The 13,634-nt window shown below is 36.8% G+C and carries 7 protein-coding genes, 2 tRNA genes and 2 rRNA genes; 9 read left to right on the top strand and 2 right to left on the bottom strand.

The window, feature by feature from the left end:
• The first annotated feature begins 243 nt into the window (after positions 1 to 243).
• On the top strand, positions 244 to 786 hold the full coding sequence (gene ntdP / locus J3R86_RS08450; RefSeq protein WP_002464190.1) for a nucleoside tri-diphosphate phosphatase: 543 nt from the start codon (positions 244 to 246) through the stop codon (positions 784 to 786).
• 273 nt (positions 787 to 1,059) lie between these two features.
• Positions 1,060 to 2,796: an ABC transporter ATP-binding protein gene (locus tag J3R86_RS08445; protein ID WP_207516919.1), complete on the top strand. Its 1,737-nt coding sequence runs from the start codon at positions 1,060 to 1,062 to the stop codon at positions 2,794 to 2,796.
• A 220-nt stretch (positions 2,797 to 3,016) separates the two neighbouring features.
• On the opposite strand, the gene J3R86_RS08440 is transcribed toward J3R86_RS08445, so the two are convergent.
• A complete protein-coding gene (locus tag J3R86_RS08440; protein WP_207516918.1) occupies positions 3,017 to 4,111 on the bottom strand; it encodes an FUSC family protein in 1,095 nt (364 codons plus the stop codon).
• Between the two features lie 662 nt (positions 4,112 to 4,773).
• Positions 4,774 to 6,066: a glutamate-1-semialdehyde 2,1-aminomutase gene (locus J3R86_RS08435; RefSeq protein ID WP_207516917.1), complete on the bottom strand. Its 1,293-nt coding sequence runs from the start codon at positions 6,064 to 6,066 to the stop codon at positions 4,774 to 4,776.
• Positions 6,067 to 6,145: 79 nt separating this feature from the next.
• Here J3R86_RS08435 and bcp point away from each other — a divergent pair, with 79 nt between their 5' ends.
• The 7 genes from bcp to J3R86_RS08400 all read left to right on the top strand — a co-directional run bounded on the left by bcp (position 6,146) and on the right by J3R86_RS08400 (position 13,574).
• The gene (gene bcp / locus J3R86_RS08430; protein ID WP_207516916.1) at positions 6,146 to 6,601 is read left to right on the top strand and encodes a thioredoxin-dependent thiol peroxidase; all 456 of its coding nucleotides are present in this window, start codon (positions 6,146 to 6,148) and stop codon (positions 6,599 to 6,601) included.
• A 6-nt stretch (positions 6,602 to 6,607) separates the two neighbouring features.
• Entirely contained in the window at positions 6,608 to 7,558 is a 951-nt protein-coding gene (locus tag J3R86_RS08425; RefSeq protein WP_207516915.1) for a phosphoglycerate dehydrogenase, read from the top strand.
• A 96-nt stretch (positions 7,559 to 7,654) separates the two neighbouring features.
• The gene (gene perR, locus J3R86_RS08420; RefSeq protein WP_002464237.1) at positions 7,655 to 8,101 is read left to right on the top strand and encodes a peroxide-responsive transcriptional repressor PerR; all 447 of its coding nucleotides are present in this window, start codon (positions 7,655 to 7,657) and stop codon (positions 8,099 to 8,101) included.
• A gap of 556 nt (positions 8,102 to 8,657) precedes the next feature.
• A 16S ribosomal RNA gene (locus J3R86_RS08415) occupies positions 8,658 to 10,209 on the top strand.
• A 93-nt stretch (positions 10,210 to 10,302) separates the two neighbouring features.
• Positions 10,303 to 10,379, top strand: a tRNA-Ile gene (locus J3R86_RS08410).
• A 31-nt stretch (positions 10,380 to 10,410) separates the two neighbouring features.
• A tRNA-Ala gene (locus J3R86_RS08405) sits at positions 10,411 to 10,486 on the top strand.
• Between the two features lie 165 nt (positions 10,487 to 10,651).
• Positions 10,652 to 13,574: ribosomal RNA gene (locus J3R86_RS08400) — 23S ribosomal RNA — on the top strand.
• Together the 16S and 23S rRNA genes with 2 tRNA genes alongside form the textbook arrangement of a ribosomal RNA operon.
• The last annotated feature ends 60 nt before the right edge of the window (positions 13,575 to 13,634 follow it).

Here is a 13,634-nt window from a genome sequence, read left to right as displayed (position 1 = left end):
TTATAAAGTTATAGCGCTGAATATAGAATGTTGGTACTTATCGACACTGTCAACACATTGTCATTATTTGCGGTTTATATAACAACGACTTCTACTGGCATTACTACTTTTCAAAAATGGTTTGAATATAAATAACATTAAATATTTAATATAGTAATTGTGAATCCATCTAATTTGTTCAATACTACATTTAAAATATGCTATAATTTATAATGGTTAAATTAACAGAAGGTGGTGTGGAGTATGGTCAAAGAATCCATACCTAAAGAAGGGGAAACTATTAAAATTCAGAGTTATAAACATGACGGTAATATTCACCGTGTGTGGTCTGAAACAACTATATTAAAAGGTACGGATCATGTGGTCATTGGAGGTAACGATCATACATTAGTTACTGAAAGTGATGGTCGTACATGGATAACTAGGGAACCCGCAATAGTTTATTTTCACTCTGAATATTGGTTCAATGTTATATGCATGTTTAGAGAAGATGGTATTTATTACTATTGTAATTTATCGTCACCATTTGTGTGTGATGAAGAAGCATTAAAATACATCGATTATGATTTAGATGTGAAAGTTTATCCTAATGGTAAATACCATTTATTAGATGAAGATGAATATGAACAACATATGAATCAAATGAATTACCCACATGACATTGATGTCATTTTAAGAAGAAATGTCGATATTTTACAGCAATGGATAGAACAGAAAAAAGGTCCATTTGCACCTGATTTTATTAAAGTGTGGAAAGAGCGCTATAAGAAAATCAGACAATATTAAGCAAAAAAGATGTAAAGTTAGTGTTAATCGTTTATATTATCATAGTATTGAAATGTAATAACGGATTATCTAATGCTTTAACTTAAGCATATGCTGATTAAAGTTTAAAAGTATCGACATCACGACAAAGCCAATCAACAATTAAATTAATCACTAGAAGATAACAGAGGTTGCGATATGTTAATTAAAGTATTGTTTAAGTACAAATTAACTATCCAGCCTCTATTCATTTTTACAAAAAACTAGAATGACAATTGAATAGGGGGAAAAGGTATGATTAAGCGATATTTGGAATTTGTTAAACCATACAAATATCGTATTATTGCAACGATAATTGTTGGGATAATTAAATTTGGAATACCGATGTTAATACCATTATTAATAAAGTATGCCATTGATGGTGTGATTAATAATCATGCATTATCATCTGCAGAAAAAATTAATCATTTAGGTATTGCTATTGGTATAGCGTTGTTTATATTTGTAATAGTTAGACCACCCATTGAGTTTATTAGGCAATACTTAGCACAATGGACTAGTAATAAAATTTTATATGATATACGTAAAAGATTGTATAATCATTTGCAAGCATTAAGTGCGAGATATTATGCCAACAATCAGGTGGGACAAGTTATCTCAAGAGTTATAAATGATGTTGAACAAACTAAAGATTTTATTTTAACAGGATTAATGAACATATGGTTAGACTGTATCACTATAATCATTGCCTTATCCATTATGTTCTTCTTAGATGTAAAATTAACATTTGCCGCATTATTTATCTTCCCATTTTATATTTTGACAGTTTATGTATTTTTCGGACGATTAAGATTGTTAACTAGAAAAAGATCTCAAGCCCTAGCTGAAGTACAAGGGTTTTTACATGAACGTGTACAGGGTATATCCGTAATTAAAAGTTTTGCGATTGAAGATAATGAAGCTCAAAATTTTGATAAGAAAAATAGCCATTTCTTAACTCGAGCATTACAGCATACAAGATGGAATGCATATTCATTTGCAGCAATAAATACAGTAACTGATATTGGTCCAATCATTGTAATTGGCGTAGGGGCATATTTAGCAATATCAGGATCTATTACAGTAGGTACATTAGCCGCATTTGTTGGTTATTTAGAATTATTATTTGGGCCTTTACGTCGTTTAGTTGCATCTTTTACAACGTTGACACAAAGTTTTGCGTCAATGGATAGGGTGTTTCAATTAATGGATGAAGATTATGATATTAAAAATGGTATTGGAGCACAGCCAATTGAAATCAAACAAGGGCGTATTGATATTGAACATGTTAGCTTTAAATATAATGATGATGAATCTTATATTTTAAATGATATTAATCTAAGTATTGATAAAGGAGAGACGGTTGCCTTTGTTGGTATGAGTGGTGGCGGTAAATCTACCTTGATTAATTTAATACCTAGATTTTATGATGTAACCTCTGGTGAAATATTAATAGATGGTCATAATATTAAAGACTTTTTAACTGGTAGTTTACGTAATCAAATTGGTTTAGTTCAACAAGATAATATATTGTTTTCAGATACTGTTAAAGAAAATATTTTACTTGGTAGGCCAACTGCTACTGATGAAGAAGTTATAGAAGCGGCTAAGATGGCTAATGCACATGAATTTATTATGAATCTGCCTCAAGGTTATGATACTGAAGTTGGTGAACGTGGCGTTAAGTTATCTGGTGGACAAAAACAAAGGCTGTCTATTGCGAGAATTTTCTTAAATGATCCTCCAATTTTAATACTTGATGAAGCGACAAGTGCTCTTGATTTGGAAAGTGAATCAATCATTCAAGAAGCGTTAGATGTTTTAAGTAAAGATCGAACAACATTAATTGTTGCACATAGATTATCTACGATTACACATGCAGATAAAATTGTCGTTATTGAAAATGGTCAAATTGTAGAGGTTGGCACACATCAAGAACTTATTGATCAACAAGGTTCATATGAACATCTGTATAGCATTCAAAATTTATGATTGAATAAAATGATAGACATCAATAACAAGTTATTTTTTCAGTTATAATGATATATATAAAATCGCATTGCTAATAATAAATAAACACTAAATAATTGAATCAAAATAAAACACTTTCGTAGAATTCATACAATATAAGTTCTACGAAAGTGTTTTTATTTTATTCCCGTTAATTGGGGTCAGCGCTACTATTTTATATTTAATATAATCTAAATAGTCTTTATAAATCGAAGTCTTCTTCCACGATATCAATATCAGAGTCATTGCGGTGATAAGTAAAGAAACTAATTCTAATTCTATCTAGATGCTCCAGGTGGTAGCGGTAATCCTCAATTGCAGCTATAATTTGCATAATATTTGCAAATGAATATTCTGTTTGATGTGGATTATGAATTAATTCATATTGGAATGTTTCCATTAAATTTTTCTTTTGAGGATTATCAACTTCAAAGTCTAAATTTGTGACGTTATATCTAGCTTTTTTCGATAAACTAACTAAAATCTGTTCGTGATAAGCGATAAGAGAATCTAATTCTAATTTAATCTGTAAGAGAAAATTATTATTAAGTAAATATAAGTCGTTTTGATAGCGGGATAAGCGGTTTAATACTTCATATGCTTGTCTTGTCGTCTGTACTACTTCTCTAAAAAGAATTTTCTTTCTATTTTGTTGATGAATATACTTTTTAGTAATAGGGCGCTCTTCACTATAATAATCGAATATTTTTTCTAATTTTTCAATTCGTTGGTTTAAATTTTGAGCATCTTGTTTAATATTATTAAACTCTGATGTATCATTTAGAACTAATTTAAACCATACAAAAATATCTGATGATATATTTAGCGAGTTATAATATATCTTTGTTTCAAATTTAGGAGGTAAGAAAACAAAATTGACTAATGATGAACTAATCACACCAATCATTACTAGTACAAATCTATAGAATGCAGTGATATAGAAAGAACCAGTGTGTTGCCCCATAATAATGAGGGCTGTCACACTTGCAAGCGTTGCTACATGTGCCAATTTAAATTTGAATAATATTGCAATTAAAACAATTACTGTTACTCCCATAATGATAATATTATCACTAAATATGGTTACCATCGCCACTGATAGTAAGGCGCCGATAATGTTACCTAAGGCTTGATCAGATACTGTTTTAAATGAACGATAAATGCTTGGTTGCATTGCTACAACAGCACTGACGCCTGCTAAGGCTTTTAAACCTACATTGTCGGGTAGTAAAGAAGCGATAGACATAGCTAATATAATGGCTATACCAGTTTTAAAAATCCGAGCTCCTAGTCTCAAAAATAATGACGCTCCTTTTATTTAATTTGAATAATATTCGTATTCATTACTGTTATACACTTACTTCCGTTAAAATTCAAGCGTATGTATCGTAGAAATGAACATTGGTTCAAAAGTCTAATAGAAAATAAGTCTAAAGTAGTATGAAGGAAGATGAAAGAAAGTTTCTATAGAATATTATGATGTTAATTTTAAGACATTACAGTGTAACTGATAGTATTTTAAGAATATAGATTTAATCACGTGCTAATGATGTATATAAAGAATATTTGACAGTAGAGAATGGAATAGTCAATTTTTGAAAATAAAAAAGGAAGAGTACAGAATTACATTTCTTTAAAATGAATTCGGTGTACTACTTCCTGAAAATGATTAGAATCCGTGACAAAAAGTAATTTTCACTTAATATGGTGTGCTTGGAAGTGACCGGATGAGTGAGAATTGTAGGTAAATCCACACTTTTTATTAGTCAGTTTGGTCGAGGTCACTAGGAAACTACATGTAGTTTTTGATGATGCACATATACGGAATAAATTTTAAAATATTTATTTTGGGTTACTTCCATATAGTACTAATGTTCATAAGCATAATTTGCTATAACTGAATATTGTATATATAAGTTAGTAAGAGAGATTTAATCTTCTCTCTATATTAATAAGGTATTACTTAGACATTTGGCTAAATGCATAATCAGCAGCTTTTAATGTTTGATCAATATCTTCTTCAGTATGTTCCGTAGTTAAGAACCAAGCTTCGTATTTAGATGGTGCTAAATTTATACCTTGATGAAGCATTAATTTAAAGAACTTAGCAAAATCTTCACCACTTGAACGTTCAACTTGCTCATAATGTGTAATATGTTCATCCGTGAAATACAATGTTAATGAACCATAAATTCTATTAATTGTAGCAGTTATTTTATGCTTGTTAATTAAATCTAATAAACCATCCTCTAAACGTTTACCTAATTGGTCTAATTTTTCGTAAACACCATCTTGTTCTAACACTTCTAATAAAGCTATGCCGGCTTTCATAGATAATGGATTACCAGCCATAGTACCTGCTTGATATGCTGGACCAAGTGGGGCAACATGTTCCATGATATCTTGACGGCCACCATATCCTCCAATTGGAAGTCCACCACCAATAATTTTACCAAAAGCAGTTAAATCAGGAATAACACCTAATAAATCTTGAGCTGCACCATAATGGAAACGGAATGCAGTGATTACTTCGTCATATATAACCAGCGTGCCATTATCATGAGAAATTTTATTTACTTCTTCTAAAAATCCTGGTTGCGGCATAACCATTCCGAAGTTACCAACAATAGGTTCTACTAACACAGCCGCAATTTCATCTCCCCAATAATCAATTGCTTCTTTATATGAATCAATATCATTAAAAGGTACAGTTATAACTTCTCTTGCTACACTTTCAGGCACACCAGCAGAATCTGGAGAACCAAGTTGTGATGGACCACTTCCAGCTGCAACAAGTACTAAATCTGAATGACCATGGTATGAACCAGCAAATTTTATTATTTTATTACGTTTAGTATAGGCACGTGCCACACGAATAGTAGTCATTACTGCTTCTGTACCAGAATTGACAAAACGTATTTTTTCTAGAGAAGGTATAGCTTCTCTAAGTTTCTTACTGAAGTCGATTTCTAACTCAGTAGGTGTTCCATATAATACGCCTTTTGCTGCTTGCTCTTGAATTGCTTGAGTAATATGGGGATGAGCATGACCAGTTATAATAGGACCATACGCCTGTAGATAATCAATGTATTTATTTCCATCTACATCGTATAAATAAGCACCATGTCCTTCTTTCATTACAACAGGGGCTCCGCCGCCCACAGCTTTATATGAACGTGATGGTGAATTAACTCCACCTAAGATATATTCATTTGAAAGTTCTTGTAGTCGTTCACTTTCAGTAAACTTCATTATATCAACCTCTTTTAATTTAATATTTTCATATTCTATCGTATCATAAAATTATTATAATGAAGAAAAAGGTGATTAGATGTTACAAAAAGGTGATCAATTTCCAAATTTTGCTTTAAAAAATCAACATGGAGAAACTATATCAAATGAGACGTTTAAAGGTAGTAAAGCAATTTTATATTTTTATCCAAGAGATAATACGCCAACATGTACTACAGAAGCATGTGACTTTCGGGATAATTTAGCAATGTTTAATGATTTAGATGTCAAAGTATTCGGTATAAGTGGTGATTCACAGAAAAAGCATCAAAATTTTATTGCAAAACATGATTTGAATTTTGATTTATTAGTTGATGAAGACTATGAATTATCTAAAGCTACTGGAGTTTATCAATTGAAAAAGTCTTTTGGTAAAGAGAGTATGGGTATTGTACGTACAACATTTATAATAGATGAAAATGGTTTTATTATTGATGTCATTGAAAAAGTTAAAGTTAAAACACAAATAGAAGAACTAAAAAATATTTTGGGGTGACGAATAATGAAAGTAGTTGGTTTGAATCGTATGAGAGAAGTTGAAGATAAATTAAAAGATAAATTTCCTGACGTTTCATTCAAATTTTATAAAAAAGCAATTGATATACCATTAGAAGATAAACGAGAATTAGACATTTTAGTAGGTTATGATAGCAAAGTTGATGAATCCTTTTTAAAAAGTTGTCCAAATTTAAAATGGCTTGCTTGGTTTGCTACAGGAGTAAATAACTTACCACTTCAATATATTAAAGATAATAATATTCTTTTGACTAATGGACGTGGTGTTCAAGCTAAACAATTATCGGAATATATCTTAGCTTTTATATTAGATGATTATAAAAAAATGCCTTTATCTTATGAAAATCAAAGGAAGCACATTTATGATTCAACCATTACTGGAAAAAGATTAGCACATAATACATTATTATTTTTAGGAACAGGTGCTATTGCCCAAAGAACTGCCAAGTTAGCTCAAGCATTTAATATGAAAGTAATTGGCATGAGTAAATCTGGACAATTAAAAGATAATTTTGATGAAATATATAAGATTTCTGCATTAAACGACCTACTACCTCAAGCAGATATTGTAATCAATGCCTTGCCTGAAACAACAGAAACAATACATTTATTGCACAGAAAGCATTTTGAAATTATGAAAGATGAGGCGTTGTTCATTAATATAGGAAGGGGAAGTATTGTAAAGGAAGAACTTATAATTGAAGTATTACGAGAAAAAATTATTAGACATGCATATTTAGATGTTTTCGAACATGAACCTTTATCGAGTGATAGTCCATTATATGAATTAGACAATGTAACGATTACTGCACATATAACTGGAAATGATTATAATGCAAAGTATGACTTGTTAGACATTTTCACTAATAATTTATCGTCGTTTCTCACTAAAGGAGAACTAAATGAGAATATAGTGGAAGCGGATAAAGGATATTAATAGAAAGTATCTTGTTTATGTTGACAATCTTTATTAACAAAAGTTATATTATTATTAAGTAATAATCATTATTATATAAGAAAGATGGTGATGTAGATGAGTGCGGAAATAGAATCAATTGATCATGAACTAGAAGAATCTATAAGTTCATTAAGAAAAGCTGGTATTAGAATCACACCACAGAGACAAGCAATTTTACGATATTTAATTTCTTCGCATAATCATCCAACAGCAGATGACATTTATCAAGCACTTTCACCAGATTTCCCAAATATAAGTGTTGCGACCATATATAATAATCTTAAAGTCTTCAAAGATATTGGAATAGTTAAAGAACTGACTTATGGAGACGCATCAAGTCGTTTTGATTTTAATACACACAATCACTATCATATTATTTGTGAAAAATGTGGTAAAATAGTTGATTTCCAATATCCTCAATTAAATGAGATTGAACGATTAGCGCAACACATGACTGATTTTAACGTAACACATCATCGAATGGAAATTTATGGAGTTTGCAAAGATTGCCAAGATAAATAACTGAAAGTACAAAGTGAGAAGGTTAATGATGAAAATTAATCTTCTCTTTTTTATATTATGATAACTATTAAAGTAAACATTTAAAGATCAACATAACCATTAAGAACTTAATTTATTACACATAAATATTATATAATCTTTATGAAAGTAGATTGAATACATAAAGAGTAAATTTGTCTATAAATAAAGTGATAATAAATGTTGACTATGAAATAGATACTTGATATTATATAAAAGTCGTCAAAACACGTAACAATGTTTTTTGAAAGACATTAAAAAATATTCTAAAGTGTAAATTTGACTATTGTATTTAAAGTTAATACATAATAGAATAATATTTGTTGAATTAATTGAGTTACGAAATAATCTTTTTAGAAATTAAATAAAATTTTAAAAAAGTTGTTGACTTAATTAAACTTACGAGCTATAATTAAATCTTGTAAGTGACAAATGAACATTGAAAACTGAATGACAATATGTCAACGTTAATTCCAAAAACGTAACATTAAGTTACAAACATTATTTAGTATTATGAGCTAATCAAACATCATAAATTTTTATGGAGAGTTTGATCCTGGCTCAGGATGAACGCTGGCGGCGTGCCTAATACATGCAAGTCGAGCGAACAGATGAGAAGCTTGCTTCTCTGATGTTAGCGGCGGACGGGTGAGTAACACGTGGATAACCTACCTATAAGACTGGGATAACTTCGGGAAACCGGAGCTAATACCGGATAATATATTGAACCGCATGGTTCAATAGTGAAAGATGGTCTTGCTATCACTTATAGATGGATCCGCGCTGCATTAGCTAGTTGGTAAGGTAACGGCTTACCAAGGCGACGATGCATAGCCGACCTGAGAGGGTGATCGGCCACACTGGAACTGAGACACGGTCCAGACTCCTACGGGAGGCAGCAGTAGGGAATCTTCCGCAATGGGCGAAAGCCTGACGGAGCAACGCCGCGTGAGTGATGAAGGTCTTCGGATCGTAAAACTCTGTTATTAGGGAAGAACATATGTGTAAGTAACTGTGCACATCTTGACGGTACCTAATCAGAAAGCCACGGCTAACTACGTGCCAGCAGCCGCGGTAATACGTAGGTGGCAAGCGTTATCCGGAATTATTGGGCGTAAAGCGCGCGTAGGCGGTTTTTTAAGTCTGATGTGAAAGCCCACGGCTCAACCGTGGAGGGTCATTGGAAACTGGAAAACTTGAGTGCAGAAGAGGAAAGTGGAATTCCATGTGTAGCGGTGAAATGCGCAGAGATATGGAGGAACACCAGTGGCGAAGGCGACTTTCTGGTCTGTAACTGACGCTGATGTGCGAAAGCGTGGGGATCAAACAGGATTAGATACCCTGGTAGTCCACGCCGTAAACGATGAGTGCTAAGTGTTAGGGGGTTTCCGCCCCTTAGTGCTGCAGCTAACGCATTAAGCACTCCGCCTGGGGAGTACGACCGCAAGGTTGAAACTCAAAGGAATTGACGGGGACCCGCACAAGCGGTGGAGCATGTGGTTTAATTCGAAGCAACGCGAAGAACCTTACCAAATCTTGACATCCTTTGACAACTCTAGAGATAGAGCCTTCCCCTTCGGGGGACAAAGTGACAGGTGGTGCATGGTTGTCGTCAGCTCGTGTCGTGAGATGTTGGGTTAAGTCCCGCAACGAGCGCAACCCTTAAGCTTAGTTGCCATCATTAAGTTGGGCACTCTAAGTTGACTGCCGGTGACAAACCGGAGGAAGGTGGGGATGACGTCAAATCATCATGCCCCTTATGATTTGGGCTACACACGTGCTACAATGGACAATACAAAGGGCAGCGAAACCGCGAGGTCAAGCAAATCCCATAAAGTTGTTCTCAGTTCGGATTGTAGTCTGCAACTCGACTACATGAAGCTGGAATCGCTAGTAATCGTAGATCAGCATGCTACGGTGAATACGTTCCCGGGTCTTGTACACACCGCCCGTCACACCACGAGAGTTTGTAACACCCGAAGCCGGTGGAGTAACCTTTTAGGAGCTAGCCGTCGAAGGTGGGACAAATGATTGGGGTGAAGTCGTAACAAGGTAGCCGTATCGGAAGGTGCGGCTGGATCACCTCCTTTCTAAGGATATATTCGGAACATCTTTTTAGAAGATGCGGAATAACGTAGACATATTGTATTCAGTTTTGAATGTTTATTAACATTCAAGTTGATGGGCCTATAGCTCAGCTGGTTAGAGCGCACGCCTGATAAGCGTGAGGTCGGTGGTTCGAGTCCACTTAGGCCCACCATTAATTTTATTTAAACGTTCAACTTAATTATGGGGGCTTAGCTCAGATGGGAGAGCGCCTGCTTTGCACGCAGGAGGTCAGCGGTTCGATCCCGCTAGTCTCCACCATTAATTATTGTACATTGAAAACTAGATAAGTAAGTAAAAATAGATTTTACCAAGCAAAACCGAGTGAATAAAGAGTTTTAAATAAGCTTGAATTCATAAGAAATAATCGCTAGTGTTCGAAAGAACACTCACAAGATTAATAACGCGTTTCCTAACGGAAACATAGATTAAGTTATTAAGGGCGCACGGTGGATGCCTTGGCACTAGAAGCCGATGAAGGACGTTACTAACGACGATATGCTTTGGGTAGCTGTAAGTAAGCGTTGATCCAGAGATTTCCGAATGGGGAAACCCAGCATGAGTTATGTCATGTTATCGATATGTGAATACATAGCATATCAGAAGGCACACCCGGAGAACTGAAACATCTTAGTACCCGGAGGAAGAGAAAGAAAAATCGATTCCCTGAGTAGCGGCGAGCGAAACGGGAAGAGCCCAAACCAACAAGCTTGCTTGTTGGGGTTGTAGGACACTCTGTACGGAGTTACAAAGGACAATATTAGACGAATCATCTGGAAAGATGAATCAAAGAAGGTAACAATCCTGTAGTTGAAAATATTGTCTCTCTTGAGTGGATCCTGAGTACGACGGAGCACGTGAAATTCCGTCGGAATCTGGGAGGACCATCTCCCAAGGCTAAATACTCTCTAGTGACCGATAGTGAACCAGTACCGTGAGGGAAAGGTGAAAAGCACCCCGGAAGGGGAGTGAAATAGAACCTGAAACCGTGTGCTTACAAGTAGTCAGAGCCCGTTAATGGGTGATGGCGTGCCTTTTGTAGAATGAACCGGCGAGTTACGATTTGATGCAAGGTTAAGCAGTAAATGTGGAGCCGTAGCGAAAGCGAGTCTGAATAGGGCGTTTAGTATTTGGTCGTAGACCCGAAACCAGGTGATCTACCCTTGGTCAGGTTGAAGTTCAGGTAACACTGAATGGAGGACCGAACCGACTTACGTTGAAAAGTGAGCGGATGAACTGAGGGTAGCGGAGAAATTCCAATCGAACCTGGAGATAGCTGGTTCTCTCCGAAATAGCTTTAGGGCTAGCCTCAAGTGATGATTATTGGAGGTAGAGCACTGTTTGGACGAGGGGCCCTTCTCGGGTTACCGAATTCAGACAAACTCCGAATGCCAATTAATTTAACTTGGGAGTCAGAACATGGGTGATAAGGTCCGTGTTCGAAAGGGAAACAGCCCAGACCACCAGCTAAGGTCCCAAAATATATGTTAAGTGGAAAAGGATGTGGCGTTGCCCAGACAACTAGGATGTTGGCTTAGAAGCAGCCATCATTTAAAGAGTGCGTAATAGCTCACTAGTCGAGTGACACTGCGCCGAAAATGTACCGGGGCTAAACATATTACCGAAGCTGTGGATTGTCCTTTGGACAATGGTAGGAGAGCGTTCTAAGGGCGGTGAAGCATGATCGCAAGGACATGTGGAGCGCTTAGAAGTGAGAATGCCGGTGTGAGTAGCGAAAGACGGGTGAGAATCCCGTCCACCGATTGACTAAGGTTTCCAGAGGAAGGCTCGTCCGCTCTGGGTTAGTCGGGTCCTAAGCTGAGGCCGACAGGCGTAGGCGATGGATAACAGGTTGATATTCCTGTACCACCTATAATCGTTTTAATCGATGGGGGGACGCAGTAGGATAGGCGAAGCGTGCGATTGGATTGCACGTCTAAGCAGTAAGGCTGAGTACTAGGCAAATCCGGTACTCGTGAAGGCTGAGCTGTGATGGGGAGAAGACATTGTGTCTTCGAGTCGTTGATTTCACACTGCCGAGAAAAGCCTCTAGATAGAAAATAGGTGCCCGTACCGCAAACCGACACAGGTAGTCAAGATGAGAATTCTAAGGTGAGCGAGCGAACTCTCGTTAAGGAACTCGGCAAAATGACCCCGTAACTTCGGGAGAAGGGGTGCTCTTTAGGGTTAACGCCCAGAAGAGCCGCAGTGAATAGGCCCAAGCGACTGTTTATCAAAAACACAGGTCTCTGCTAAACCGTAAGGTGATGTATAGGGGCTGACGCCTGCCCGGTGCTGGAAGGTTAAGAGGAGTGGTTAGCTTCTGCGAAGCTACGAATCGAAGCCCCAGTAAACGGCGGCCGTAACTATAACGGTCCTAAGGTAGCGAAATTCCTTGTCGGGTAAGTTCCGACCCGCACGAAAGGCGTAACGATTTGGGCACTGTCTCAACGAGAGACTCGGTGAAATCATAGTACCTGTGAAGATGCAGGTTACCCGCGACAGGACGGAAAGACCCCGTGGAGCTTTACTGTAGCCTGATATTGAAATTCGGCACAGCTTGTACAGGATAGGTAGGAGCCTTTGAAACGTGAGCGCTAGCTTACGTGGAGGCGCTGGTGGGATACTACCCTAGCTGTGTTGGCTTTCTAACCCGCACCACTTATCGTGGTGGGAGACAGTGTCAGGCGGGCAGTTTGACTGGGGCGGTCGCCTCCTAAAAGGTAACGGAGGCGCTCAAAGGTTCCCTCAGAATGGTTGGAAATCATTCATAGAGTGTAAAGGCATAAGGGAGCTTGACTGCGAGACCTACAAGTCGAGCAGGGTCGAAAGACGGACTTAGTGATCCGGTGGTTCCGCATGGAAGGGCCATCGCTCAACGGATAAAAGCTACCCCGGGGATAACAGGCTTATCTCCCCCAAGAGTTCACATCGACGGGGAGGTTTGGCACCTCGATGTCGGCTCATCGCATCCTGGGGCTGTAGTCGGTCCCAAGGGTTGGGCTGTTCGCCCATTAAAGCGGTACGCGAGCTGGGTTCAGAACGTCGTGAGACAGTTCGGTCCCTATCCGTCGTGGGCGTAGGAAATTTGAGAGGAGCTGTCCTTAGTACGAGAGGACCGGGATGGACATACCTCTGGTGTACCAGTTGTCGTGCCAACGGCATAGCTGGGTAGCTATGTATGGACGGGATAAGTGCTGAAAGCATCTAAGCATGAAGCCCCCCTCAAGATGAGATTTCCCAACTTCGGTTATAAGATCCCTCAAAGATGATGAGGTTAATAGGTTCGAGGTGGAAGCATGGTGACATGTGGAGCTGACGAATACTAATCGATCGAAGACTTAATCAATTAAATGTTTTGCGAAGCACAATCATTTTTATTTACTATCTAGTTTTGAGTGTATAATTT

The sequence above is a fragment of the Staphylococcus simiae genome (genome assembly GCF_017357005.1).
GTDB classification, from domain to species: Bacteria; Bacillota; Bacilli; order Staphylococcales; family Staphylococcaceae; genus Staphylococcus; species Staphylococcus simiae_A.
Note: the sequence above shows the minus strand (reverse complement) of the source record. Positions and strands in the feature narration are given on the sequence as shown.